29 protein-coding genes and 1 riboswitch are annotated in these 26,016 nt (G+C 51.1%); of the genes, 14 read left to right on the top strand and 15 right to left on the bottom strand.

Annotated features, from left to right (window positions below; all coding sequences use genetic code 11):
* Positions 1-5: 5 nt before the first annotated feature.
* Positions 6-3,614: a YhdP family protein gene (locus ACN0R1_RS01575; RefSeq protein ID WP_417579217.1), complete on the top strand. Its 3,609-nt coding sequence runs from the start codon at positions 6-8 to the stop codon at positions 3,612-3,614.
* A 9-nt stretch (positions 3,615-3,623) separates the two neighbouring features.
* On the opposite strand, the gene yjgA is transcribed toward ACN0R1_RS01575, so the two are convergent.
* Genes yjgA through ACN0R1_RS01520 form a run of 11 tightly spaced genes read right to left on the bottom strand, consistent with a single transcriptional unit; the run spans position 3,624 to position 10,985 of the window.
* Complete coding sequence (gene yjgA / locus ACN0R1_RS01570) at positions 3,624-4,157, bottom strand: ribosome biogenesis factor YjgA (RefSeq protein WP_417579215.1); 534 nt, start codon at positions 4,155-4,157, stop codon at positions 3,624-3,626.
* 9 nt (positions 4,158-4,166) lie between these two features.
* On the bottom strand, positions 4,167-4,436 hold the full coding sequence (locus ACN0R1_RS01565) for an HPr family phosphocarrier protein (protein WP_417579213.1): 270 nt from the start codon (positions 4,434-4,436) through the stop codon (positions 4,167-4,169).
* Positions 4,437-4,447: 11 nt separating this feature from the next.
* The gene (gene rapZ, locus ACN0R1_RS01560; RefSeq protein WP_417579211.1) at positions 4,448-5,305 is read right to left on the bottom strand and encodes an RNase adapter RapZ; all 858 of its coding nucleotides are present in this window, start codon (positions 5,303-5,305) and stop codon (positions 4,448-4,450) included.
* 3 nt (positions 5,306-5,308) lie between these two features.
* On the bottom strand, positions 5,309-5,773 hold the full coding sequence (locus tag ACN0R1_RS01555; RefSeq protein WP_417579209.1) for a PTS sugar transporter subunit IIA: 465 nt from the start codon (positions 5,771-5,773) through the stop codon (positions 5,309-5,311).
* Positions 5,774-5,794: 21 nt separating this feature from the next.
* Positions 5,795-6,085 carry a ribosome hibernation promoting factor gene (gene hpf, locus ACN0R1_RS01550; protein ID WP_417579207.1) on the bottom strand — a complete coding sequence of 97 codons (291 nt, stop codon included), beginning with the start codon at positions 6,083-6,085 and terminating at the stop codon, positions 5,795-5,797.
* Between the two features lie 48 nt (positions 6,086-6,133).
* Entirely contained in the window at positions 6,134-7,639 is a 1,506-nt protein-coding gene (locus ACN0R1_RS01545; protein ID WP_417579205.1) for an RNA polymerase factor sigma-54, read from the bottom strand.
* A 39-nt stretch (positions 7,640-7,678) separates the two neighbouring features.
* On the bottom strand, positions 7,679-8,407 hold the full coding sequence (gene lptB, locus ACN0R1_RS01540; protein WP_417579204.1) for an LPS export ABC transporter ATP-binding protein: 729 nt from the start codon (positions 8,405-8,407) through the stop codon (positions 7,679-7,681).
* A 2-nt stretch (positions 8,408-8,409) separates the two neighbouring features.
* Entirely contained in the window at positions 8,410-8,922 is a 513-nt protein-coding gene (gene lptA, locus ACN0R1_RS01535; protein ID WP_417579203.1) for a lipopolysaccharide transport periplasmic protein LptA, read from the bottom strand.
* Complete coding sequence (gene lptC, locus ACN0R1_RS01530; RefSeq protein WP_417579201.1) at positions 8,909-9,475, bottom strand: LPS export ABC transporter periplasmic protein LptC; 567 nt, start codon at positions 9,473-9,475, stop codon at positions 8,909-8,911. Before lptC ends, lptA begins: the two co-directional genes overlap by 14 nt.
* Complete coding sequence (locus ACN0R1_RS01525) at positions 9,475-9,999, bottom strand: KdsC family phosphatase (protein WP_417579443.1); 525 nt, start codon at positions 9,997-9,999, stop codon at positions 9,475-9,477. The genes lptC and ACN0R1_RS01525 overlap by 1 nt, the downstream gene beginning before the upstream one ends.
* A gap of 14 nt (positions 10,000-10,013) precedes the next feature.
* A complete protein-coding gene (locus tag ACN0R1_RS01520; protein ID WP_417579199.1) occupies positions 10,014-10,985 on the bottom strand; it encodes a KpsF/GutQ family sugar-phosphate isomerase in 972 nt (323 codons plus the stop codon).
* 178 nt (positions 10,986-11,163) lie between these two features.
* Here ACN0R1_RS01520 and ACN0R1_RS01515 point away from each other — a divergent pair, with 178 nt between their 5' ends.
* The 9 genes from ACN0R1_RS01515 (at position 11,164) to hisD (ending at position 17,780) form a co-directional block, all read left to right on the top strand.
* On the top strand, positions 11,164-12,015 hold the full coding sequence (locus ACN0R1_RS01515; protein ID WP_417579197.1) for an ATP-binding cassette domain-containing protein: 852 nt from the start codon (positions 11,164-11,166) through the stop codon (positions 12,013-12,015).
* Complete coding sequence (gene mlaE / locus ACN0R1_RS01510; RefSeq protein ID WP_417579441.1) at positions 12,015-12,797, top strand: lipid asymmetry maintenance ABC transporter permease subunit MlaE; 783 nt, start codon at positions 12,015-12,017, stop codon at positions 12,795-12,797. Before ACN0R1_RS01515 ends, mlaE begins: the two co-directional genes overlap by 1 nt.
* Position 12,798: 1 nt before the next feature.
* On the top strand, positions 12,799-13,257 hold the full coding sequence (gene mlaD, locus ACN0R1_RS01505) for an outer membrane lipid asymmetry maintenance protein MlaD (protein ID WP_417579195.1): 459 nt from the start codon (positions 12,799-12,801) through the stop codon (positions 13,255-13,257).
* A gap of 5 nt (positions 13,258-13,262) precedes the next feature.
* Entirely contained in the window at positions 13,263-13,916 is a 654-nt protein-coding gene (locus ACN0R1_RS01500; protein WP_417579193.1) for an MlaC/ttg2D family ABC transporter substrate-binding protein, read from the top strand.
* On the top strand, positions 13,903-14,193 hold the full coding sequence (locus tag ACN0R1_RS01495; RefSeq protein ID WP_417579191.1) for an STAS domain-containing protein: 291 nt from the start codon (positions 13,903-13,905) through the stop codon (positions 14,191-14,193). The genes ACN0R1_RS01500 and ACN0R1_RS01495 overlap by 14 nt, the downstream gene beginning before the upstream one ends.
* Positions 14,194-14,284: 91 nt before the next feature.
* Positions 14,285-14,524, top strand: coding sequence for a BolA family protein (locus ACN0R1_RS01490; RefSeq protein WP_417579189.1), 240 nt, complete (start codon positions 14,285-14,287; stop codon positions 14,522-14,524).
* Between the two features lie 24 nt (positions 14,525-14,548).
* Entirely contained in the window at positions 14,549-15,811 is a 1,263-nt protein-coding gene (gene murA / locus ACN0R1_RS01485; protein ID WP_417579187.1) for a UDP-N-acetylglucosamine 1-carboxyvinyltransferase, read from the top strand.
* A gap of 12 nt (positions 15,812-15,823) precedes the next feature.
* On the top strand, positions 15,824-16,468 hold the full coding sequence (gene hisG / locus ACN0R1_RS01480) for an ATP phosphoribosyltransferase (protein ID WP_417579185.1): 645 nt from the start codon (positions 15,824-15,826) through the stop codon (positions 16,466-16,468).
* A gap of 1 nt (position 16,469) precedes the next feature.
* On the top strand, positions 16,470-17,780 hold the full coding sequence (hisD, locus tag ACN0R1_RS01475; RefSeq protein ID WP_417579183.1) for a histidinol dehydrogenase: 1,311 nt from the start codon (positions 16,470-16,472) through the stop codon (positions 17,778-17,780).
* 18 nt (positions 17,781-17,798) lie between these two features.
* On the opposite strand, the gene ACN0R1_RS01470 is transcribed toward hisD, so the two are convergent.
* Positions 17,799-18,944 (bottom strand): trypsin-like peptidase domain-containing protein, encoded by a 1,146-nt coding sequence (locus ACN0R1_RS01470; protein ID WP_417579181.1) that lies wholly within the window; start codon positions 18,942-18,944, stop codon positions 17,799-17,801.
* Between the two features lie 65 nt (positions 18,945-19,009).
* Between ACN0R1_RS01470 and ACN0R1_RS01465 the strand changes: the two genes are divergently transcribed.
* On the top strand, positions 19,010-19,780 hold the full coding sequence (locus tag ACN0R1_RS01465; RefSeq protein ID WP_417579179.1) for a Nif3-like dinuclear metal center hexameric protein: 771 nt from the start codon (positions 19,010-19,012) through the stop codon (positions 19,778-19,780).
* Positions 19,781-19,795: 15 nt separating this feature from the next.
* On the opposite strand, the gene ACN0R1_RS01460 is transcribed toward ACN0R1_RS01465, so the two are convergent.
* The 3 genes from ACN0R1_RS01460 to ACN0R1_RS01450 form a co-directional block, all read right to left on the bottom strand.
* Positions 19,796-20,392: a YhcB family protein gene (locus tag ACN0R1_RS01460; protein WP_417579177.1), complete on the bottom strand. Its 597-nt coding sequence runs from the start codon at positions 20,390-20,392 to the stop codon at positions 19,796-19,798.
* A gap of 95 nt (positions 20,393-20,487) precedes the next feature.
* The gene (locus ACN0R1_RS01455) at positions 20,488-21,060 is read right to left on the bottom strand and encodes a cob(I)yrinic acid a,c-diamide adenosyltransferase (RefSeq protein WP_417579175.1); all 573 of its coding nucleotides are present in this window, start codon (positions 21,058-21,060) and stop codon (positions 20,488-20,490) included.
* A gap of 177 nt (positions 21,061-21,237) precedes the next feature.
* Positions 21,238-23,067 carry a TonB-dependent receptor plug domain-containing protein gene (locus tag ACN0R1_RS01450; protein WP_417579173.1) on the bottom strand — a complete coding sequence of 610 codons (1,830 nt, stop codon included), beginning with the start codon at positions 23,065-23,067 and terminating at the stop codon, positions 21,238-21,240.
* Between the two features lie 115 nt (positions 23,068-23,182).
* Positions 23,183-23,393: riboswitch (cobalamin riboswitch) on the bottom strand.
* 104 nt (positions 23,394-23,497) lie between these two features.
* Between ACN0R1_RS01450 and ACN0R1_RS01445 the strand changes: the two genes are divergently transcribed.
* The 3 genes from ACN0R1_RS01445 to ACN0R1_RS01435 are packed head-to-tail and all read left to right on the top strand — an operon-like array spanning position 23,498 to position 26,015.
* Positions 23,498-24,319: an ABC transporter substrate-binding protein gene (locus ACN0R1_RS01445; RefSeq protein WP_417579171.1), complete on the top strand. Its 822-nt coding sequence runs from the start codon at positions 23,498-23,500 to the stop codon at positions 24,317-24,319.
* Positions 24,310-25,293, top strand: a complete 984-nt coding sequence (locus ACN0R1_RS01440) for a FecCD family ABC transporter permease (RefSeq protein WP_417579169.1) — start codon at positions 24,310-24,312, stop codon at positions 25,291-25,293. Before ACN0R1_RS01445 ends, ACN0R1_RS01440 begins: the two co-directional genes overlap by 10 nt.
* Positions 25,284-26,015 (top strand): ABC transporter ATP-binding protein, encoded by a 732-nt coding sequence (locus ACN0R1_RS01435; protein ID WP_417579167.1) that lies wholly within the window; start codon positions 25,284-25,286, stop codon positions 26,013-26,015. The genes ACN0R1_RS01440 and ACN0R1_RS01435 overlap by 10 nt, the downstream gene beginning before the upstream one ends.
* The last annotated feature ends 1 nt before the right edge of the window (position 26,016 follow it).

Here is a 26,016-nt window from a genome sequence, read left to right as displayed (position 1 = left end):
GCACTATGATTCGTCGGTTGGCAAAACTCTACAAAATCCTGCTGGTATTGGCGCTGATTCCGGCGCTGGTGCTTTTGGGCTTGCGCTTTGGTCTGCCTCATCTATCACGTTATTCTGATCAAATAGCCGCTCATCTCAGCTCGAGTCTTGGTGTTACTATTCGCTTTGGTGAATTTCATGCTTCACTTTCTAACCAGCATCTGCAGCTGCGTATAGAAGACTTGACTGTACTGTCTTCATCACCGAATGCTCCGACTGTCTCTTTACAAGCTGAACATTTGGAAATGACGCTGGATGTGGTACAGAGCTTGATACAGTTTATGCCGGTATTTAGCGTGGCCGAACTTCGGGATGCAGACTTGCTTTGGCAGGAGTATGAGGGGCGTTGGCTGCCATCGGCGGCAGAAGAGATAAACGATGGGGAGGGTAACGCTGGCAGTGGAAAATTTCTGGCTTTTTTGCAACATCAACCCTCAGTGGTGTTAAGTAATCTGCATGTTGGGTTACAGCCGCAAAACGGTGAAATACAGCTGATATCGCCGATAAACGCCATGTTTGAAGCTGCGCAAGGTGAGTATCAGATCAGTGGATCAGCGCGTATGCCGCGTATTGGCGAGGATGCCTATGCTGTATTCGCCCTTCAGGCCAGTGAATTTGACCCGGCTGATCCGCTCGGTGGCGATTATCGTTTCTTTTTGCAGAGTGATGCCTTGGGACCCGAGTTGTTGAATCTGGGCGTTTTACCCGTGGCAATGGATGATCTGGACCTGTCGGCACACCTTTGGGGCAGTTGGTCTGACCACCAACTGAAAGAGCTTCAAGGAGATTTTTCAGTTACGCCTCTGTCGATCTCCGGCCCGCAGTGGCCTGAAATTGATAATCTGAAAGGCCGCTTTGTATTACTGCCGCTGGCTGATGATAGTTACCAATTACAGTTCAGAGCCTTGCAGGCCAGTGTGCAGGGAGTGCCGCTGGTGTTGCCAGAGCTGATTTCCGAGTTTCGCTTGGTAGCGGACCAAGGTATTGAGCCATTACATTTTACCCTTGATTCACTTGACCTTGCTGCGCTGCATTACTGGGTGGAGATGCTGGAGGTGTTGCCGGATGCGGCAGAGCAAGTATTGGATCGCCTGGCCCCAGAAGGGCAGGTCAGTAAGTTAGTGGTGGGTTGGGAAAATCCACAAGACTGGTTGAGTTTTGTATTGACAGCCCGCCTGGATGATGTGGCTGTATCGGCCTGGCAGGATGCCCCTGAAGCATCGGGCATTAACGGTCAGTTGCATGCGAGTTTGACCACCGGGCAAATTGAGCTGGAAAGTGCGGCATTTACACTGAATTTCCCACAGCTTTTTGGTTCGGGATGGAATTACTCTGAAGCCAGTGGGTTGGTGAGTTGGCAGGTCACTGGCGAGGCGCTACGCCTGAATAGCGGACTGCTGAGCTTGCGCAATGACGCGATTAGTGCGAACGGACGTTTTGGTTTGTATCGTCCGTTTGATTCCGAGGAGCAGATTGAATTCAGTCTGTTGATCGGTATTACTGATGCAGATGCGCTGCAAACAGAGTTTTACACACCACCGAGAGAGCTTGGAGAAACCCTGTATGACTGGCTTAAAGAGGCTATTCGTGCCGGACAGGTCAACCAGGCGGGTTTGTTGATACATGCAGGCTTACGTCCAGATTCGCAACATTTACCGGTGAGTGTGCAGTTGTTTCTGGATGCCGATCAGGCCGAATTTTCCTTCCATCCCGATTGGCCTGTCGTACGGGATGGGCGAATATTTTTACATCTGCGCAACACAGAGTTGCGAATTGATATTGCAGAAGGGAATATTCTCAACTCACGTATCAATAGTGGCTGGATCTATCTACCACCACAAAGTCAGCAGTTGCATGTGGCATCGCTGTTAGAGGGTGATGCGTCTGATTTTAGTGCACTACTGACTGAGTCGGCGTTGGGGGGCTATCTAGGGTCAGCTTTTGATGACTTACAATTTAGCGGCGAGACCACTACACGTTTGCATCTCCAGGTTCCGGTGGATGACCCCGACAAAATAGATGTTAAAGTCCAGACGGCACTTAAGCAAAGTAGCCTGCGCCTACTGGAAAGAGATATATATTTCAGCGGCATCAATGGGCAGCTTAGCTATACCACACGGCAAGGGCTGACATCGGACAGTTTACAGGGGCAGTTGTTTGGGGAAGCGGTCAATGCCCAGATAACTACCGAAGGTACTGACACGCAAGTTCATCTGCAAGGGGCTGTATCCAGTGTGAATTTGGACCACCTCGCTGGTATAACACTATCCGACAGGCTTACTGGCAAAAGTCAGGCGCAGGTGGATATGACCTTTTGTGCTGAGTCGTCACGCTGCCCACGTATGGAGATACGTTCAGACCTGGTAGGAACAGCGGTTGATCTACCCTTGGTATTGGCAAAACCGGCTGAGGAGAGCCGCTCGCTGTATCTGGACATCTATCCTGAAAATTCACGTTTATCTTTTCACTATGATCAACTGCTGCAAGGTGTTATGGACTTGTCAGCTGAGCTGCGTGGACAGGTGTTGCTGGGCCAGGGGGTTCCGGTACTGCCGCAAACCGCCAGGCTTGAAGTATCTGGTGAGTTGGCTGGACTAAGCGCCCAAGGCTATATTCAACCCCCAGCATTGGTCTCTGAAGGCGAATGGATCGCTCGATTTGATTATCTGCATCTGCCCAGTGCAGATGCAGAGTCTGAATCTTCTGTGCCGTTGCTGCAATCGGGTAGTGATCAAATGCTCTCGGTAGATACCTCAGAGCTTCCCAGGCTTGATCTGCAAATTGATGACTTGCGTTTGGGTCAGCGGGCTTTGGGGCGCTGGCAATTGCGTATGCAACCACAAGCACAGCAGGTAACTTTTGAAGACATACAGGGTGAGCTGCTTGATTTCTCTGTGAGTGGCAGAGCCCATTGGCAAGCTGGGGCACATCCGGCCACAGACCTGACATTAAACCTGTCAGGCGCTGATTTGGCTGATGTGCTTGAGCTTTGGGGGCAGGGAAGGCCTCTGGAGACAACTCGGTTAGTATCTTCAGCACAATTGACCTGGCCAGGTGCTCCCTGGCAATTCAGTGTGGCTGAACTGGATGGTTTTTTCAGCTTTCAGGCTGAAGAGGGGCGTATTATTGAATCCGGTAGTGGGGCTAATTTACTACGCGTATTTGGGCTGCTTAACTTAAACACCCTGTCGAGACGTCTGCGGTTGGACTTCAGTGATTTGCTGCAACGCGGATTGGTGTTTGATGAGTTAAAGGCCAGCTATGATCTGAATCGGGGACTGGCGAGTACCCGTGAACCATTCATGCTCACTGGCCCATCGGCATCAATGGAAATTACCGGTAATGTCAATCTGAATACCCAACAGCTGAATAAGACCATTAAGGTGAGTGTGCCGCTGAGCAGCAATCTCACCCTCGGAGCGGTGCTGCTTGGAGCACCGCAGGTCGCTGGTGCGATATTCATTTTTGATAAAATTATGGGTGACCGAATCGAAAAAATGACCCGTATTGCCTATACATTAACGGGTCACTGGGATGATCCTCAGCTGAACCTGCTGAATGCCAACGAGGGCTGATGTCCTGGCTCAGTCTGACTCGGTGGTATCGCGCAGGAGTCGGAACAGCTTGCGGTATTGCACTGGTGGTTGCTGCTTTTCAATTTCCCGCCGGGTATTGCGGATCAACTGACGCAATAGCTGAATATCAGTCTGTGGATAGTCATTGATAAAAGCTTCCAGTGCTTCATTTCCGGCAGTACCTTCCAGTAGTAAGCGTTCACGCCATTGTTCAAGGCCATGAAATTTCTGGTTATGCGCCTGACTTGCGGTATCAAATTCATCCAGTGCCAGGCGGATGGCCTCCACGTCAGCATGTCGCATCAGTTTGCCAATAAACTGCATGTGGCGTTTCAATGCCCCGTTGGAGGTGATGCGTCGCGTTTCAGCTACAGCGGCACGGAGGACACTATCCATAGGAATTTTTTCCTGCTGGTCAGGGCGCAATTCGGTGATGCGCTTGCCCAGTTGCTTCAGGGCATCCATCTGTCGTTTCAGCTCGGAGCGGCTGACAATGGTATCCTCGTCATCGGCCTGAAAATTGTGTTGATCTGGTGGGTTCATAAGGGGGCTCTATTCCGGCTCATCAAAGCGGTTGTTAATCAGTGTGGTTATGGCTTCAAAAGCCTGTTGTTCATCCGTGCCTTCAATGCGAAGAATCAGCTCAGTGCCTTTGCTGGCGGCCAGCATCATTACCGCCATAATGCTTTTGCAGTCGACGCAACGGCCGCTTTTTTCAACTTGAATCTGGCTGGAAAAACCACTGGCCAGGGTGCTGAGTTTAGCCGCCGCTCGCGCATGTAAACCAAGTTTATTAATGATAGTGATGGGGGATTCAATCATGCTTTTCTCAATCAGGTCAGTTCGCGGTGACGGACATGGACACTGTCCATCGACAGGCTGAAATGGTTAGCAAGGTATTCTGCCAGATAGACCGAGCGATGTTGGCCACCGGTACAGCCGATACAGATTGTCAGGTAACTACGGTTATCCTGGCGAATACGTGGTAACCAGCGTTCCAGAAAGTGAGAGATATCCGCTATCATCTCATCCACATCGGTAGATTGCTGCAGAAACTCACGTACCTCTTTGTCCAGTCCGGTCAGTGGGCGCAATTCTGGTACCCAGTGAGGATTGGGTAGTGTGCGCACATCAAAGGTAAAGTCAGCGTCCAGTGGTACACCGTGTTTAAAGCCAAAAGACTCAAACAGCAGCGATAGCGATTGTTCTCGCCTGTTGGTAATTCGCAGTTTAATACGATCACGTAACTCATACAGCGTCAGCCGTGTAGTATCAATCCGCATGTCTGCCAGGGTGGCGATGGGTTCGAGTAAAACCCGTTCGTATTCGATCGCTTCATGTAATCCAGAATGCGTATCCGTGAGCGGATGCTTGCGTCGGGTTGCACTGAAACGTTTCAGCAGCGTCGATTCCGATGCGTCCAGGTAGATTACTTCACAACTCAGGTCATTGAACTGTTTGAGCTGTTCAAGTAACGCTGGAAAACGTTCCAGGTTGCTGGTCAGGTTTCGGGCGTCAATGCTGACAGCTATCCTGGAAGGATTTCCTGTGGCCTCGGTCATTTGCTTGATCAGCTCAGGTAATAGCATGGCTGGAAGATTGTCAATGCAATAAAAACCAGCATCTTCAAGTGCTTGCAGCGCCGTAGTTTTACCTGAACCGGATCGACCACTCAAAATGACCAGCTTCACAGCTTAGCTTCCTTGCCCGGCAGCGTTCATAAAACGACTGAACAGCGTGACGGCATCAGTAGCACCTCGCAGTGCTTCACGTATCTCTGACTGACTGAAGAGCTCGGCTAGACCAGCGAGTGTTTGTAAATGCTCTGTAGCCGCATCTTCAGGGACCAATAGGCAGCAGAGAAGGTCGACAGGACGGTTGTCTATCGCATCAAAATCAATAGGTTCTTTCAAGGTGATTAAAAGTGCGAGAGCTCTATTACAGCCAGCCAGACGACAGTGTGGGATCGCCACACCGTCGCCGATGCCTGTACTGCCGAGGCGTTCACGATTGAGCAGGGCGCTGAAGACATCTTCAGCTTCCAGTTCATCTATTTCGGCAGCCAGTGTTTCACTGGCAATTTCTAAAACACGTTTTTTACTGACGGCATCGATATGACAGAGTGTCAGGGATTCAGTCAGTAGTTCGGATATAGGCATGTGATAGTCAATAGTTAGTGGTTATTTATGAGATTTCATTTTTTCCTTGTGCTTAATGACCTGACGATCCAATTTGTCGATCATGGCATCTATTGCAGCATACATGTCATCCTGTTCGGCTTGTGCAAATATTTCACCTCCAGCTACATGTAAGTCAGCTTCAGCTTTCTGGCGCTGCTTCTCAACACTCAGGGTCACCTGTACGTTGGTAATATTGTCGAAATGACGCTCAAGACGCACGAATTTACTGCGAACGTACTCATTTAATGCATCTGTCAGTTCTACGTGATGACCGGTTATATTGATCTGCATGGTATCTCTCCTTAGTGCCGGTACGATGAGGTCGTACTCTATAGTTAATTAAAGCAGACGCTTGCGCTCATTAGAAGGCGGAATGCTTAACGCCTCACGATATTTTGCGACGGTACGTCTTGCTACGTTGATTCCCTGCTCTTTCAGCAGTTGTGCGATCTTGTTATCGCTGAGGGGTTTGGCTGTATTTTCAGCAGAAATCAACTTTTTGATCAGCGCTCGAATCGCTGTGGATGAAGCACCTTCTCCATCGGCCGTATTAACCTGACTGGAAAAGAAATATTTAAGCTCAAAAATACCTCTGGGGGTATGAATGAATTTTTGTGTGGTAACACGGGAAATGGTGGATTCATGCATGGATACCGCTTCAGCGATATCATGCAACACCATGGGTTTCATGGCTTCATCACCTGTGTCGAGAAAGTCGCGCTGTCGCTCGACAATCTCGGTTGCCACCTTTAGTAGCGTGTCATTGCGGCTCAGCAAACTTTTCAAAAACCAGCGCGCTTCCTGCAGGTGATTTTTCAAGTAGGTATTGTCGGCACTGCTGTCAGCACGTCGGATCAAATCCGCATACTGTGAATTGATCCGCAGTTTAGGAGCGATATCTGGATTAAGGGATACGATCCACTCATCCTGGATTTTACGCACCATGACATCGGGTATGACATATTCAGATTGAGTGGAGCTGATCAATGCGCCGGGTTTGGGGTTTAACGAGCGGATCAGGTTGATGACATTATCCAGTTCAACGTCATTCAGACGCATTTTGCGCATCAGTGTTTTGTAATCATGGCTGCCTAGCAGGGGTAAAAATTCCCGGCAAAGGCGAATTGCTTGCTCACGCCATTCGATCGTTTCTGGCAGTTGCCTGATCTGTATACACAGGCATTCACTCAGATCTCGGGCGGCTACCCCCGGTGGATCAAATTGCTGAACCCGGTGGAGTACCGCCAGAATTTCATCTTCATCGGCTTCCATGAACAGTTCCGGCTGTTGTGCCTGGAACTGTTCCAGTAGCTCGGCAAGGTCGCTACGCAGGTAGCCATCCGCATCCGTGGCGTCGATAATGGCCTCTGCCACCATATAGTCCTGTTCACTCATGGGGGTCAGGTTCAACTGCCAGATCAGATGATCCTGGAGGGTGTCTTCTCGGGTATCATTGTCTTGATTAGGCCAGTCGCCTTCGGCAGCAGAGCCTGAGCCTGGGCCTTGGCTTTGGAAGGTGTCTTCCCAGTTGCTGTCAGTGGGCAAGTCATCGGGAATGGATTCATTCCAGTCAGTATCTGCCCCAGTGTCTTCGTTTGAATTGTCTGACGTTTCGCTATTGCTGTTTAGTGCAGCGGTTTCTTTATCTTCATAGGTTTGATCCACGAGCGCTTCGGTCGTGTCAGATTCATCATCACTGACTTCCAGCAACGGGTTGCTGTCCAGCGCCTGCTGGATCTCCTGTTGTAGATCCAGTGTTGACAGCTGCAGCAGGCGGATGGCTTGTTGCAGCTGTGGCGTCATCGTGAGATGTTGGCCAATCTTGAGATGTAACGCTTGCTTCATATGCCGTTAAGATCACTTATTCAGAGGCAGGGATGGTGACTAAAGCCGGAACTGGTCGCCGAGATAGGCGCTGCGAACCTGCTTGTTGCCCATTATGTCAGATGGACTGCCATCTGCAAGGATGGCGCCTTCACTGACGATGTAGGCACGTTCACAAATGTCGAGGGTCTCGCGCACATTGTGATCAGTTATCAGTATACCTATATTACGTTCCTGAAGATGCCGTATGGTCTGTTTAATATCATTTACTGATATCGGATCAACACCCGCAAAGGGTTCATCCAGCAGAATGAAGCGTGGTTCCGTGGCCAATGCACGGGCTATCTCCACGCGCCGACGCTCCCCCCCAGACAGTGCCATACCTGGGCTGTTGCGTAGATGGGTAATATGGAATTCCTGTAGCAGCTCTTCCAGTAACTGGGTGCGGTCTGATTTGGATAACTCCTTACGGGTTTCCAGAATGGCCATCAGATTGTCGCTGACACTCAGCTTTCTGAACACCGAAGCTTCCTGTGGCAGATAGCCGATGCCTTTTTTGGCGCGGCTGTGCATAGGCAATTGGGTGATATCCTGCTGTGCAAGACGAATATTGCCCTTGTCGGCATTTACCAGTCCCACGATCATATAGAAGCAGGTCGTTTTACCCGCACCATTTGGACCCAGCAGACCCACAATTTCGCCCTGGCTGATTTTCAGGGAAACGTCGCGAACAACATCACGTCCTTTATAGGACTTGGCCAGATGCAGGGCTTCCAGAGTGGTGGTCATGGCTACTGGTTGCCTTTCGGTTGAATGATCATTTGCACGCGCTGGCCATCCTGAGACTCGCTTCTGAATGCATCCACGACAGATTTATCCATGTCATAGACGATGCGATCTCCGGTGAACTCGTCGGCGTCCTGCATAACGCGAGCGTTTTCAGTAATGGTTACCGTCTGAGTGGGTACCTGGTAATCCATACGTAATCCATAGGCCTTGGTTGTAGGCTGGTTGGCACTGGCTTGCTGATGAAACTCAGCAGGGGAGCCAGTCGATAAAATTCTGGAAATACTACCGGCATTATCACGGTGCATTTCGACACGTGAACCCAGCATCAGCATGGTGCCCTGACGTATTTCAACTGATCCGGTATACACAGCGACGCCAGTGAGTTCGTTCATGCTGGCGTGATCGGCTGAGACATAGATTGGCTGCTCCTGGTCTTCAGGCAGGGCGTAAGCAGTCTGACTCAGTATCAGTAGTGCTGTGATCAGGCACAGCATTAACATTTTAGTATGTCGCATAATATCCTCTTACGTCAGACAGCAGGTCTATACGGTGTTCTTTTAGCCACGCCTGCATGCCGATAGCATCGGTACGGTTGGTTCCCTGTTGAATCTGAACGGGAGCATCGGTTTCGGCATAATCATCCGGTGGCAGTAATGTCATGACTGATGTCGTCAGTACCCAAGGTGTTTCTGCAGCCGAATTATCAATAACCCTGACGTTTCCTGCAAGTTCAATCTTGCTTTCATCGTCTGGCATGCTGCCGAGGTCGGACGAAATCTGTGTATCGCCACGTCCATCGCGAGGCAGTGTAATCAATGGGCTGTTCAGTGTGATCAGCTCCGGTGCCGGGAAATGCTGCAAATGGGGTGACTGGACGATGCGTGAGAGTTGTCCGTTTTCATCGAATACACTGATGTACGCATCGCGGATAAAAAAGTCCACTCGATCTGGATTATCCGGGTCACCTGAAACGGTTTCACCAGGACTGCCAAAAATGCCCCAGTACACCAGCGCGGCCAGTAGTATTGCCAGACCGGTTATCAGTTTCAGGCGGGCGGCACTAAACATCAGCGAAATTCCTCAATCAGACCGGTCAGTTTACCCTGAGCTGATAACAGTACTTCGCAGAATTCCCGTGCCGCTCCATGACCGCCTTGGCGGGAGGTACACCAATCGGCTTCCTGGCAGACTACCGGATGACCATTGGGAACAGAGACACCAAAAGCGACCGTAATGATGGCCGCCAGGTCCGGCAGATCATCGCCAATATAGGCGGTAGTGGTTGCGCTGTCTCCACTTTCTAACCAGATTTCTTCCAGAGCTGTCAGCTTGTCTTCACGCCCCTGTATCAGCCAGTCAACGCCGAGTGCTTTGGCGCGCATGCTCACTTGTGATGAGCTGCGTCCGGTGATAATGGCTGTCTTGATGCCGGCTTTCTGCAGCAGCTTTATCCCCAGGCCGTCCAGCGTATTGAAGGCTTTTACTTCCTGACCATCGGGTAAAAAATACAGCGAACCATCGGTTAATATACCATCCACATCAAACACGGCCAGACGAATGGATTGCAAGCGTTGCTTCAGTACATCGGACAAGGTTTCTGTCATGGTCAGATTACTCCGGCTTTAAGCAGGTCATGCATGTTCAGCGCACCGGCGAGCTGGCCTTGCTCATCAGTAATCAGCAGCGCATTGATTTTACGTTCCTGCATGACTTTTAGTGCTTCTGCTGCCAAGGATCCTGTTTTCAGTGTAGTGCCGCCGCGGGTCATGACCTCTTCAATCGAGGTATTTTTAAGATCGATTTCCTGATCCAGGGTGCGGCGCAAGTCGCCATCGGTAAAAATACCCAGCAGCTCGCCGGTGGCGTTGGTTACCGCTGTCATACCCAGGCGTTTCTGAGTTACTTCCAGCAGTGCTTCTCGGATCGAGGTGTTGACCGTGACCTGAGGAATGTTCTCACCCGCATGCATAATATCATCTACACGCAATAGCAGTTGTCGACCCAGGCTGCCACCGGGATGGGAAAAGGCGAAGTCTTCGGGGCTAAAGCCGCGTGCTTCCAAGAGTGCGATTGCCAGGGCATCGCCCATCACCAGTTGTGCGGTGGTGCTTGAGGTTGGTGCAAGGTTATGCGGACAGGCTTCACGCTCTACCGGCAGGTGCAAATTGACGTCAGCAAAGCGTGAGAGCGTAGAATCAGGGTTTGAGGTCATGCTGATCAGTGGGGCACCCATGCGCTTAATTAGCGGCAATATGGTCACGACTTCAGTAGTCTCACCGGAGTTGGAAAGTGCCAGAACAACATCCTTGCCGGTGAACATGCCTAAATCGCCATGACTGGCTTCTCCCGGGTGAACAAAAAAAGCCGGGGTGCCGGTACTGGCCAGAGTGGCTGCAATTTTATTGCCGATATGCCCGGACTTACCCATACCGGTGACAATGACACGTCCTTCACAGCTGAGTAACAGCTCACAGGCTTTGCTAAAATTGTCATTCAGCTGGGCCAGCAAAGCGCTGATGGTGGCGTGTTCTATTTCAATGGTTCTTGTACCGGCGGCGATAAAGTTAAATGTGCTCATTCGGATCGGGATCAGCCATCTGTTGAAAAGTATATAAGTTACGACAAGTTTAACGCAGATTTGCCTGAGATCGTAACTCAATTTGTTACAGGGGTGTAACTTGGATAACAGGTGCGTTTAAACTTGTCCTCTGTAATGGTATATTTACCGGTCTTGTCTGTTGTAACAGGGTGTGGGGATGGACGTTGAAAAAGACTCAACGAAGGATATGAAACAATCTGCAGATAACATCATTGTTGAAATACGTAATATGAGCTTTTCACGCGGCTCAAAGCGTATTTTTGATGATGTCAGTATCAAGATACCGCGCGGTAAGGTGACAGCAATCATGGGGCCCTCTGGCACAGGGAAAACCACGTTATTAAAATTGATTGGTGGCCAGTTGTTACCGGATTCAGGCCAGATTTTGCTGGATAATCAAAATATACCTACGCTGGGTCGTCGGGATCTTTTCATCGTTCGCGAGCGGATGGGGATGCTATTTCAGAGTGGGGCGTTGTTCACGGATATGACGGTATTTGATAATATCGCTTTTCCTATCCGGGTGCACACCCAGCTACCTGAAGAAATGATTCGCGATATAGTGCTGATGAAGCTGCAGGCTGTTGGGCTACGTGGAGCCGTAGGGTTAATGCCCAGCGAGCTTTCCGGCGGTATGGCACGCCGCGTAGCGTTAGCGCGTGCTATTGCATTGGATCCGGATATTGTCATGTATGATGAGCCTTTTACCGGCCAGGATCCGATTGCAATGGGGGTGTTGGTCAATCTGATCAAGCGTCTGAATGAAGCGCTTGGGCACAGTTCGATCATTGTTTCGCATGATATTCAGGAAACCCTTTCAATTGCGGATTATATTTACGTACTTTCAGATGGCAAAGTCATTGCCGAAGGTACGCCGGATCAGCTTAAGGATCAGGACTCAGAACAGGTGCGTCAGTTTGTTGAAGGTTTACCTGATGGACCGGTGCCGTTTCACTATCCGGCACCCGATTTGACTGAGCAATTGATGGCCGGAGGAGTCTTCAGGTGATACTAGACCCTATTCAAAGGTTGGGCCATAAGACGCTATCCAAATGTGCCGCATTGGGGCGCTCAGGTCAGATACTGTTTCACTCGGTGGTGGCAACGCCCGCGCCGGTGATGATGTTTCCCTTGCTGATTAAACAGATTTATTTTATCGGTGTTTTGTCACTGGTGATCATTGCTGTATCGGGTATTTTTATCGGTATGGTGCTGGGGCTGCAGGGCTATACGATCCTGGTGGATTATGGCTCTGAACAGGCGGTCGGTCAGATGGTGGCGCTGAGCTTGCTGCGAGAGTTGGCCCCGGTGGTGACAGCCTTATTGTTTGCCGGACGTGCCGGTTCCGCGCTTACCGCTGAAATTGGCTTGATGAAAGCCACTGAACAGTTGGCCAGTCTGGAAATGATCGGTGTGGATCCTTACCGGCGGATTATTGCTCCGCGCCTCTATGCAGGTTTTATCTGTATGCCACTGCTGTCGATGATCTTTGCCGTTGTGGGAATCTGGGGAGCGTCTCTGGTTGCCGTTGACTGGTTGGGAATTTACAGTGGTGCTTTCTGGGCGAATATGCAGCAGTCCGTTGATTTTCAGGGTGATGTGTTGAATGGCCTGATAAAAGCGGTGGTGTTTGGATTTGTTGTTACCTGGATCGCTGTGTATCAGGGATATGACTGTATTCCGACTTCGGAAGGGATCAGTCAGGCCACAACACGTACGGTGGTCTATGCATCACTTGCTGTTTTGGGCTTGGACTTTGTGCTTACCGCTTTGATGTTTGGAGACTTGTAAAATGCGTATCCGTACCGTTGAAATCAGCGTAGGTCTGTTTATGCTGATTGGCCTGCTGGCCTTGCTCGTGCTGGCATTAAATGTCAGTGGTTTGAATCTTACCCCAAAACAGGGCGGTTATAAGCTCTATGCCAGTTTTGAAAACATCGGTGGTCTGACGCCTCGTGCAAAAGTGTCCATGTCCGGTGTGCAAATTGGTGAAGTTAAAAATATTCGTCTGGATCCGCAGATGCTGATGGCTGAAGTGGAAATGGAAATTTTTGCCGATGTTGATTACATCAGTGCTGACAGCTCCGCAATGATTTTGACATCTGGCCTGTTGGGCCAGCAATATGTTGGCATCGTGCCTGGCGGTGACATGGATGTGTTAGCCGAAGGCGATTTTATTTTCAATACCCAATCGGCTCTTGTGTTAGAGGATTTGGTGGGTAAATTTCTTATGAATCAGGTTAGTGAGTAAACACCATGAAGAAGTTGTATGCGGCAAATCTGGTTTTTTTGTTTTCAATTCTGTTCACATTGAAAGCCTTTGCGGTTGATGAGGAATGGGAAGCTGCAAAGCTGGTGGTTGAAAATACAACCGAGAAAGTGGTTGAGCTGATGAATGACACCTCGCTGTTCCGAGAGGAAAACAGGGGGCGTTTACAGTCTGAAGTTGAGCAGATAGTCACTCCTGTAATCGATTTTTATGGTTTTGGCCGTGGTGTTATGGGGCGTTTTGCTCGTGGTGCAACTGAAGATCAGTTGGAGCGTTTTGCGGGTGTGCTCAAAACAACCTTGATCAGAACTTACTCTATGGCTGTGAGTGAGTTTTCCATTCGTGAATACTCCATTACGCCACCACGTGCTCCCAGCCCGCAGCCAAATATGCAGGTGGTTAATGTTCAGTTGACATCAACCGCTGGAAAAACCTACAACATCCTCTATTACATGCGTAACATTGACGGTAACTGGATGCTGGTAAACGTTGCTGTTGAAGGGATTAATCTACGCCTGACCTTTCAAAACCAGTTTGCTGACATGTATCAGAGTTCCCGTGATATCTCGGCTGTGATTGATAGCTGGGAAGAGCGAGTTGCTAGTACGATTGTTGAGGTGATGGAAGATGTCGAAGGCTGAGGCTATCGCTGGTCAGGTTATCAGTGTAGAGGGTGACTTGCTGTTTTCTACGGTGGTAGAGAAGCGCACCGCTTTGCTGAATCAGCTCAAGCAAGTGCAAGGGCCTTGCCAGCTGGATTTTTCAGCTGTAGGTCGGGTAGATAGCTCGGCTTTATCGCTGTGGTTTTGTTGTGAGCGCCTGGCATTGGCCAGAGGCTTTGAATTGACGGCCATTAATACCCCGGAAGATTTGCTTTCCATTGCCCGCTTGGTGGGTGTTGAAGAAAACCTGCATTGATTGACCTTGCGGGTCTTAAAGGCAATGTCGCCTTTAAGACCCGTTTTGCGTTATTATCGGCCCCCTGTCAAAAAAAGTTCTCGGAGTTCATATGCAAGCTGAAGACGTAAAACAGGTAATTGAAAGTCAGCTGGTAGATAGCCAGGTAATGACCGCGGGTGAAGGGTGTAATTTTGAAATTACCGTTATCAGTAATCAGTTTGCGGATTTGAGTCCGGTGAAAAAGCAGCAGTTGGTTTATGCCTGCTTGAACAAGCAGATTGCCAGTGGTGACATTCATGCTGTAACGATCAAAACCTACACTCCTGAGCAATGGGCTGCCCTGAATTAATCACGCCCTAATACGGACAGATAAATGGATAAGTTTCTGATACAAGGTGGTGCGTGCCTCAATGGTGAGGTGCGTATCTCTGGTGCAAAAAATGCGGCCCTGCCAATTCTGGCCGCTACCCTGCTGGCGAGTGAGCCAGTTACCCTGACTAACCTGCCGCATCTGCATGATATTAACACCATGCTTGAGTTGATACGTCGGCTGGGTGTCAGTGTCACGCTGAATGAGTCGCAGTCTGCTGAGATAGATGCGAGCCAGATTAATTCGGTGGTGGCACCCTATGATCTGGTGAAAACCATGCGTGCTTCGATTCTGGTTCTGGGACCGCTGTTGGCACGTTTTGGCAAGGCGGAGGTATCCCTGCCAGGTGGTTGTGCTATAGGTAGTCGACCTGTGGATCTGCATTTGCGCGGGCTGGAAGCCATGGGTGCTCATATCGAAGTGGAGCAGGGCTATATCCGTGCCACCTGTGATGGCCGCTTAAAAGGTGGCAAGGTGTTTTTTGATACGGTAACCGTTACCGGAACAGAAAATATCATGATGGCGGCCGCGCTGGCTGATGGCGAGACACTGATTGAAAACGCCGCGCGTGAGCCGGAGATCGTAGACCTGGCCAACTGCCTGAATGCGATGGGAGCTGATATCCGTGGTGCCGGTACCGATATGATTAGCGTACACGGTGTTGAAGCCCTGAAAGGCTGTCGTTATGCGGTGATGGCGGATCGTATTGAAACGGGTACTTTTTTAGTAGCTGCTGCTGCCACAGGTGGCAAGGTGCGTACCTGCAATACCCGTCCGGACACACTGGATTCGGTATTGAAAAAACTGCAGGAAGCGGGTGCCGATATTACTACCGGTGAAGACTGGATCGAATTGGATATGCATGGTCGTCGTCCGAAAGCTGTCAATCTGACTACCGCCCCTTACCCGGCGTTCCCTACTGATATGCAGGCACAGTTTGCCGCCATGAATGCTGTAGCAATTGGCGTGGGTATCGTTCGCGAAACCATTTTTGAAAACCGCTTTATGCATATGCAGGAGATGCTGCGTATGGGAGCTGATATCACCATTGATGGTAATACCGCCATTATTGAAGGCGTTAACAAGCTTAAAGGCGCACCGGTCATGGCGACGGATTTGCGCGCGTCGGCCAGCCTGGTCATCGCGGCACTGGTTGCTGAAGGCGAAACCCTGATAGATCGTATTTACCATATCGATCGGGGTTATGAGTCTATAGAAGAAAAATTCCAGGGTTTGGGTGCCACCATCCGACGCGTAAAAAGTTAAGAGAGAATCCCTATGACACAGCAGCTGACCATCGCACTTTCCAAAGGACGCATCCTGACGGAAACACTTCCCTTGCTGGCGGCAGCCGATATACATCCGGCCGAAGATATTTTTAGTAGCCGTAAACTGATATTTGATACCAATCATGCCAATATCAAGCTACTGGTGATTCGTGCCACCGATGTGCCTACCTATGTTGAATATGGTGGTGCCGATATGGGTGTGGCGGGTAAGGATGTGTTGATGGAGCATGGTGGCCAGGGGCTGTATGAACCCTTGGATCTGGAAATTTCTCGTTGTCGTTTGATGATCGCGGGCATGAAGGGCGCCCCTGTTGTCGAAGGCCGCCTGCGGGTAGCGAGTAAATTTGTCAATATTACCCGTGATTATTATGCCCGTAAGGGTACTCAAGTGGATATCATCAAGCTCTACGGCGCCATGGAGCTTGCGCCTATCATGGGTCTGGCTGACCGTATTGTCGATATCGTCGATACGGGTAACACCTTGAGAGCTAACGGTCTGGAACCCATGGAACACATAGCGGATATCAGTTCGCGTCTGGTAGTGGGGCAGCCCTCGATGAAAATGAAATATGAGCTGATTCAACCGATTATTGAGCAAATGCAAGCTGCTGTAGCAGCTAAACGTGAGGTTTGATATGTCTGTAGAGATCACACGTCTAAAAGCCGGTCAGGCCGACTTTGATAGCCAGTTGAATGCCATGCTGGCTTGGGAAAGTGTTTCGGATAAACAGGTCAATCAGATCGTTGATGATGTGATTGAGCAGGTTCGTGCTCGTGGTGATGCGGCTTTGATTGAGTACACTAACCGCTTCGACCGCATGCAGGCGACACAGATGTCTGAGCTTGAGGTAAGCCAGGCACGGTTGCTTCAGGCACTGGAAAATCTGCCGTTGGAGCAGCGCACTGCGCTGGAAGCGGCGGCTCAGCGTATCAGTACCTATCATGCGCGTCAGAAAAGTGAATCCTGGCGCTATACTGAAGCAGACGGCACGGTACTGGGCCAACAGGTTACCCCAATGGATCGCGTGGGTATCTATGTCCCGGGTGGTAAAGCCGCCTATCCGTCATCAGTGTTGATGAACGCCTTGCCGGCCAAAGTGGCGGGTGTGCAAGAGATTATCATGGTCGTGCCGACCCCTGATGGCGTGGTTAACGAGCTGGTTTTGGCGGCGGCTGCTTTGGCCGGTGTTGACCGAGTGTTCACCCTGGGTGGTGCACAGGCGGTAGCGGCTCTGGCCTATGGCACAGAAACCGTCTCACGGGTCGATAAAATCGTCGGGCCGGGTAATATTTTCGTGGCGACAGCCAAGCGTGCCGTATTTGGAGCCGTGGGCATCGACATGATTGCCGGCCCTTCCGAAATTTTGGTGATCTGTGATGGCCAGACAGATCCGGACTGGATTGCCATGGATCTTTTCTCCCAGGCTGAACATGATGAAGACGCCCAGTCCATCTTGATCTGTCCTGATGCTGAGTACCTGGATCAGGTGGTTGCGAGTATTGAAAAGCTCTTACCCACTATGGAACGTAGTGACATTATCAGTGTGTCACTGAAAAACCGTGCGATGCTGATTGAAGTGGCTGATATGGATGAGGCGGCAATGTTGAGTAATCGCATAGCTCCAGAACATCTAGAGCTGTCAGTGGCTGATCCGGAAGCACTATTGCCGAAGATACGCCATGCCGGTGCTATCTTTATGGGGCGCTACACAGCTGAATCTCTAGGAGATTACTGTGCAGGTCCTAACCATGTGTTGCCCACCTCAGGTACGGCGCGTTTTTCATCGCCACTGGGTGTCTACGATTTCCAGAAACGCTCTTCTGTGATTATGTTTTCGGCGGAAGGTGCTTCTGAAATGGGTAAAGTGGCTTCTGTGCTGGCGCGGGGCGAAAGCCTGACCGCGCATGCACGCTCAGCTGAGTACCGTATTATCAAGGATAACTGATTTTCTGGGCAGGTCTGCTCAGTTCGAGCGGACCTGCTCAGATAATTGAGCAATCAAAGACAAGCGACGCTCGTTTCTGAGTAGCTCCAGGCGGATATTTTCGCCAGGCTTGGTGCGCGCAATTTGCAGCATCAGGCTGCGTGCCTGGACAATGGGTTCGCCGTTAATCGCTGTGAGTATATCACCGGGTTGCAGTCCAGCCTGATGAGCCGGCCCGTTACGCACTACACCGGATACGATCACGCCATTCCCTGATCCAAAGTTAAACGACTCAGCCAGCCTGGGTGTGATTTCCTGTACCTCAATACCCAGCCAGCCACGAATCACACGCCCGTGTTCGATCAAATCCTGCATGACCTGACGCGCGGTGAGTGCCGGAATGGCAAAGCCAATACCGTGAGAACCGCCCGATTGAGAAAAAATGGCAGTATTAATGCCAACCATGTGGCCGTTCGGGTCAATCAGCGCTCCACCGGAGTTGCCGGGGTTGATGGCCGCATCAGTCTGAATGAAGTTCTCATAGGTGCTCAGACCGATACTGTTACGTCCGGTGGCGCTGACAATGCCTTGTGTGACTGTTTGTCCGACCCCAAAAGGATTGCCAATCGCCAATACAACATCGCCGACACGCAACATGTCGGAGGTGTTCATAACAATGCTCGGTAGCTCAGTGAGATTGATCTTGAGTAGCGCTAAATCGGTTTCCGGATCGCTGCCAATCACGTTGGCGAGTGACTCCCGTCCATCCTGGAGAGATACCACAATGCTATCGGCACCACTGATAACGTGGTTGTTGGTAACCACATAACCGTTTGGGCTGAGAATAACACCGGAACCCAGGCTGGATTGAATACGCTCCTGCTGGGGCAGGCGATCAATATTAAAAAACTGCTGGAATAAGGGGTCATTGAGCAGCGGGTTGGCCGGTTCTCTGACGACAGTCTGGGTGTAAATGTTCACTACGGCCGGTGAAGCCTTATCCACAGCGTCAGCATAGGATAGACGTGGATGTACAACGCCATCTGTTAGCGGCGATGCCAGAGTTTCCACCACTTCTACCGTGGCTGTAGGTGGATTGATACGATCAGAAAAGAACTGAATCAGTAGCAGAGCCAGTAGAATGCCGACGGTTACCGGCCAGGACAAGAGTTTAAATTTACGCATAAATCCATTTCGATTAAAGTTTGTTGATAGTATACGGTTTTGTACTGAAAAATGGGAATCAGCTAATGAATTACAATAGTGTCGACCTGAATGAACTGGTGGAATACTGTAACCAGACACTGCGATCCAATGAATTTAAGGACTATTGTCCTAATGGTTTGCAGATTCAGGGTCGTCCACAGGTGCAAAAAATTCTGACCGGCGTAACTGCCTGCCAGGCTTTACTGGATGAGGCTGTCGAGTGGCAGGCCGATCTGGTACTGGTACATCATGGTTATTTCTGGAAAGGAGAATCCTCCGTTCTTACTGGGATTAAGCATCGGCGTATCAAAACCTTGATGCTGAATGATATCAGCTTGCTGGCCTACCATCTGCCGCTTGACGCACATCCAACCCTGGGTAATAACGCCCGCTTAGGCTTGCGCCTGGGGCTGGAAACGGAAGACAGCATGGAGCCTGGTAATCCTCTGGGACTGGGTAATATTGGTCACGTTAATGAGCCTTGTTCATTGAAGTCTTTTGCTCGGCGTATTGAGCAGCATCTGGAACGTGAACCCCAGGTGATCGCTGGTGGAGAGCATAAGGTCAGTAAAGTAGCCTGGTGTACCGGTGCGGCGGAGCGTTATATCGATATGGCACTGGCTTTGGGTGCCGATACCTATATAAGTGGAGAAATTTCAGAACCGGTGGTGCATATTGCTCGCGAGGCAGGCATTCACTATATCGGTGCAGGGCATCACGCCACGGAACGCTACGGCGTTCAGGCATTAGGCGAGCATTTAGCCCGCCACTTTGGCCTTGAACACCGTTTTGTCGATATTGCTAATCCAGTTTAATTGCGCAGGATAGTTTCAGCCTTTCTGGCCCGGTTTTACCGGAGTGGTTTCGTCATCATTCAAACCTGGATCCGGGTAGGGAGGGGCCTTGGGGCTTTCTTCTTCGCCTTTTTTCAGTCCGTAACGGTCAGACAGGGTTCCTTCATCATTGGGTTTTTTGGGTGCCCAGTCTCTCGGAGCCTCGGGTGCGGCATCCATTGGTGTAGGGTTTTCAGCTTCTGTCGTGTTGGTTTCAGGCTCCGGCGTAGATGCTTCCTGCGAGGATGCCTCTAGGGTGTTATCAATACCGGTGGCTTCCAGTTTCGGTTGCAGAGATGACTGAAGTGACCGTCCAGGCTGTTGGTCGGGACAAAGATTCTGAGCGCCGGTAGCCAGGTGCTGGTGTACTTTACGATATTGATCAGTGAGTTCATTCACCAGTGAGGCGGTCTGCTCAAAGTGCGTGGTGACTTCCTGCTTGTAGCGGTCCATTTCAATTCTGGAGCCATTCAATTCTTCTTCGAGGCGTTTGCTCTTGACTTCATTACCACCGGATTTTCCCAGCAGGTAACCAATCAATACACCCACGGCAAGTGCAACCACAGCAATGATCCAGATAGTTTCCTGTTCCACGTGACTCTTCCTCTTTTTATCCTGATTGATGCAATTAGCTTATCCCGTTTCGGGCGTGCCTGTAAAATTATCCTTGGTCTTAGCTGCTTTTGGCGTTACAGATTTTCCTGGGGAGTGGGCTTCCAGTGTATCTCACTGCCTCCCTTTTCCCTCGCCAGGGTTCGTGCAACCACAAACAGCAAGTCGGACAGTCGATTCAAATAGCTGACCCCCATGGGGTTGATGCTTTCCTGATTCAGGCTGCTCAGCTCAACGATGCGCCGTTCCGCCCGACGGCATACCGAACGTGCCAGATGGGCGGTTGCAGCGGCACGACTGCCGCCGGGTAAAATAAATTCTTTCAGTGGCGGTAGGCTGGTATTTAACTGGTCCAGGCAGGTTTCCAGGCGAGTCACAGTGTCCAGTGTGATGACGGTATAGTTATCATCGGCTATGGCCAGTTCACCCCCTAAATCGAATAGGTCATTCTGGATCTGTGCCAAGGGTGTGTGTAGCGAATGGCTGGCATCCAGCTCGGCGATTAACAGGCCTAGCAGGCTGTTCAGTTCGTCAACATCGCCCAGGGTTTCAATGCGTGGGTGGGATTTTGGGATACGTTTGCCATTGGCTAATCCGGTCGTGCCTTTGTCGCCACTGCGGGTGTAGATACGGTCGAGTCGGTCAGACATAGTGTTGCACCTTGGTTGTGAAGGGACTGGGTTTAAGTATAGCGAGTTGGGTTGGGCAATTCAGGGTTTTGTGGCTGTTGGTACATGGCAGTAGGCAGTGCCTCCCCCTTCATGCTGACACGCCGTGAGCACGTCCTTGTGGGCTCACTGCTGCCATCCATGGCAGCACCACATCCCTTAAAAACGGTAGGTTAGGCTGGTTTCGACGTAGCGGCCTGGGGTGTTGTATCCAAGGGCTTGTTCGTAGTCTTGATCGAACAGATTGTCGATTTTAGCGTGCAGGGTCCAGTCGGATGACAGGTGCCAGTAAGCGCGAGTGTTTAGCAGCGCATAGCCGCCCATGCGTTGGCCGCCAAAGTCATAACGTTTGCTTTGACCTTCAAGCGTAGCGCCTGCTCCCCAGTTTGATACAGCATAGTCAACATCGATCCGGCCATGTTCACGTGCTCGACGCAGCAATAGCGAGTCATCTTCACGATTGATTGGGTCCTGAAGCGTCAGAGCTCCGGAAAAACGCCAGTTGGCGAGTTGGTATCCCAGTGTGACTTCAGCACCTCTGATACGTGACTCATTGATGTTGAGGTTTTGTCCTGCTGACCAGACAATCAGGTTGTCTATTTCATTCTGGAATAAGCGCACTTCAGCGTTAAAGGCCGAGCCTGGCTGATAGCGCCAGAAGAGTTCATAGTTAATTGATTCTTCCGGCTTAAGATCTGGGTTGGCTCCCCAACTGACTGGGCCGTAGAGTTCCATTAGGTTAGGTGCCCGGTATCCTTGGGAAATGCTGGCGCCGATATTGTGAGCGCTATGCAGTTGCCAGTCCAATCCCAGGTTACCTGTGGTCTGATTGCCGAAGAATTCATCGTCATCATGACGCACCCCGGCTGACAGTGTCCAGGCATCGGTCAGGCGATAGTGAGTCTGTGCAAATACACCGAAGATATCCCGGCTGTCCTGGGTAAAGCCGGAGCCTTTCAGTATGCGCTCTTTCTGTGTATCAAGCCCGGTGACCAGGCTGAAAGGATCAGTCGTCAGGGTTGCCTTGATACCGAGCTGATCACGCTGAGTGTGAGTTCGACCATTGGCCTGACTTTCAAAATAATCTTCGCGATCTTCATCAACCCGCTGCAGTAATGTATCTATTTGCCAGGTGTTGGTTAGTTGATGTGTCCAGCCCAGATTGAGTGTTTGCAGGGCAAACTCTTCTTTGCAGGCATTGGATGAGTTCCAGAAAGCATCGGAGCAATTGTCATACTGATTGTCGCCCTGGCTGCGCAGATACCCGGCAGAAAGGGTGTTGCGTTCATCCAGGTCATGCTCAAGCTGCAGGCGCAGGCCGTAATGCTCATAGCCATCCTTTTCGCCGGAGGTATCAGCTGTTCTGGCATTGATGCTATCAGAGTCACGGTAACTCAAGGACGACGTGAAGCGTGTAGTTGCATTGGCAGCGCTGAAGTTGGCGTCGGTAAGCCGGGTGTTTTGTTGGCCAACCCCCACACGAATTTCACCTTCTGTTCCTGGTTCGGTCGCTTCGCGGGTGATAATGTTGATGACACCGCCAATAGCATCAGCCCCCCAGACACTGGATTGTGGGCCGCGTACAATTTCCACGCGTTCAATCTGGTTGACGGGTAAGAATTGCCAACTAACACCGCCACTGGTTGGGTTGTTGATCTTGACACCATCGATCATTACCAGCGTGTGGTTGGAGTTGCTGCCGCGCATAAACAGGCTGGTTATCGAACCGGCACCACCGCTACTGGCGAATTCAATACCGGCATGTCCCCGTAGCAGTTGCGCGACAGATTCGGGTTGCAGGCGATCAATATCCGCACGGGTGATAACGGTTGTGGCGGCCTGGGTCTCTTGCAGAGGCTGCGTCATGCGTAATGGCGTGCTGACGGTCACCAGCAGGGGTTCCAGTTGCACTGTGTTGGCGAGCAGCGGCGCACTAGAAGCTGTCAGGGCTGAGATTAGCAGGGTGTGTCTGAACAGGGGATGTTTCAAGTTTGTATCCTCATACGCTAAGTAGGGCGTGATGAGGGAGGGAAAGCCAAAGACACAGCGCCACCCAAGTAAAGGTGGTTCCGTAAGTTTGACTGGGTGAAGCCCTCCGCAACACCAACAGTGATCTCACTTAGGCCGGTATCCGGGCTTGATGTGGCGCAGGGCGCAGCTCATCGCGCCTTCCCATGTTTCAGCAACACAGTGGCGTTTGCGATGACAACATCTTACCGTTGCGGGGGCAGCACAGGCTTTTGACGGGTGTCAGCACCTGTTTCCCGTTTAATCGCGTGCATGAATCACGCGACACCTCAGTGAGCATTTCAAAAATCAGTGCCATTATAGGGGCCGGGGTGGGTGAAGTCATCCTGGATTTCCGTTATTCTGCCAGCCTCTGCAGGCAGAGAAGGTCTTAAAAATTATGGGGGAGTGGATGCCTTACAAACGCAATGGGCTGCGGCGTGTGTTAATGCTGACCTTGCTGTTGGGCTGGGCGTTGGTAGTGAAATCTGAACCTGCGCCGGATTCTGAGCCACCTTTCCCTGAGCGTATCCTGTCTTTGGACTTGTGCATGGACTGGATACTGGCCTTCCATGTGGATAAGGCCCGTGTAGCCGGATTATCCCCCTTACATAAACGCTATCCTTTGCCATTGAAACTGGATGACTGGCCTGTACATGATGGTTCACTGGAGCAGATTTATCAGTTACAACCAGACCTGATTTTGGTGGGTGAATACAACGCATTGTTACTGCGAAACCGGCTGCAGACTTTACACCTGCCGGTGGCGGTAGTCTCATTGCCTCAGTCACTTGAGCAGATTGAGGATTATGAACGCTCTATTTTGCAACTGATCGGCCTGCCAGCCAATCTTGCTACTTCATCCCCGAATGAGCAGCATCCTGACCTGTCGGCTCCACGTTTATTGCTTCTGGGAGCGAATGGTATAGGTACAGGTATCGGTACCTTCGAAGATCAGATTCTTCGTCAGGCTGGCTGGGGCAACTACTTGACTGATCAAGGTTATGTATCGCTGGACCTTGAGCAATTGGTCACTGACCCTCCTGATGCGGTGCTCTGGGCTTCACCGGACAGCCCCTCGTTGGCCAATCGTTTTGCTGAGCATCCCGCATTGGCAGGGCGTATTCCTGAACAGCACTGGCTGACAACTGATTACTGGCGCTGGCAATGTCCAGGTCCCTGGACCTGGGAGTTGATTGAGCAGTTACGACAGGCACGAGAGGTGTGGCATTGATTTTACTGATTTTGCTGGTGCTGGTGTCTCTGACGACCCTGCTTTCGCTGTATGTTGGTTCAACCGATGTGGCGGTATGGGCTGGTTTGTTTGACTGGATGACCGGTGTGGATAGTGTAGCGGCGATTGTTATCGGTGAAATTCGTTTGCCACGCACCCTGCTGTCAATGTCTGTGGGTGCTGCGCTCGGCCTGAGTGGCGCCGCGTTGCAAGGGCTGCTGCGCAATCCCCTCGCTGACCCTGGCTTAACTGGAGCGAGTCAGGGGGCGGCATTGGGTGCAGCCTGTGTATTCTATTTTGGTTTGTTTCCTCTGGCGGGTGGTGCGGCTCCCGCGCTGGCCGGTTTGCTAGGTGCCGGGCTGGCAATGTCGTTAATGCTGTTTTTGGCAGGAACGGCACGTCAGGGTATGGTGATCATGGCCGGGTTAGCCATTTCAACCCTGACAGGTGCGTTACTGGCGGCGGTGTTGAATTTTGCGCCCAACCCTTATGCTATGCAGGAACTGGTGTTCTGGTTGCTGGGGTCGGTATCTGAACGAGGCCTTGAGCACCTGGGGTTATTGCTGCCTGCACTGTTGGTGGGTGGTGGATTGATCTTAAGCCAGCGCCGCTTATTGCTGGGATTAAGCCTGGGGGAGCAGGTAGCCCGCAGTATGGGGTTTTCTTACACCCGCGGTAGTCGATTGATTATCCTGGGTACGGCCTTACTGGTCGGTACGTCAGTGGCTGTGGCGGGTGCCATAGGCTTTGTTGGGCTGATTGTACCGCACTTGGTCAGGCCGCTGACCGGTAACCGGCCGGATAGGGTGCTGATTCCTTCTGCACTTTTGGGCGCCATCCTGGTTTGCCTGGCTGATATTGTGGTGCGTTTGCTGCCAGCAGGGCCAGAATTGAAACTGGGCGTGCTGACTTCGTTGCTGGGAGCGCCTTTATTTATCTGGCTGGTATGGCGGGAGCGTAGACGATGGCTTTGATTGAAATGCTCGGCGTCACGCTGGATCAGCGTTTAAGTGGCGTGGATCTAGATTTGCGCCCAGGTGAGATGCTGGGGTTGATTGGCCCCAATGGGGCTGGCAAAACCTCTTTGCTGCATTGTCTAGCGGGTGTTGAAACCTGTAAGGGTGATATTCATCTGCTCGGTGAGTCATTGCAAGACTACCCGATCAACGCACGTGCGCGTCTGTTGGGTCTGTTGCCGCAGCGGTGCCAGAGTGCCTGGTCCTTAAGTGTGCGGGATATTATTTGTCTGGGGCGTTTGCCTTGGGGGGATGATAATCCGTCTGTGGTGGCGCAGGTCGCTGAGATCACTGGCGTCAGTGACTGGCTGGATCACCCGGTTGATCAGCTCTCTGGTGGTGAGCAGTCACGTGTATGGCTGGCTCGCGTGCTGGCCGGAGAACCCCGGGTATTGTTGGCGGACGAGCCGTTGGCGAGCTTGGATCTGTACTATCAATGCCATGTGTTGGCCTTGTTGCGTCGTTATGCACAGGAAGAAAAGGCTGTGATGTTGTCGGTGCATGACCTGTCTATGGCTGCTCGGTACTGTGATAGGCTCTGCCTATTACATCAAGGGCGCGTTTTTGCGCTGGGAACCCCTGCTGAAGTTTTGACCTATGAAAACCTCTTGGCAGTTTATCAAGTTCAGGTGCAGCTGGATCTGGCTGCAACACCTCCTATTGTCTCAGTCCTAGGATAAT

It is taken from the genome of Nitrincola sp., from assembly GCF_048264025.1.
GTDB lineage: Bacteria > Pseudomonadota > Gammaproteobacteria > Pseudomonadales > Balneatricaceae > Nitrincola.
This window is presented reverse-complemented; position numbering and strand designations above follow the sequence as displayed.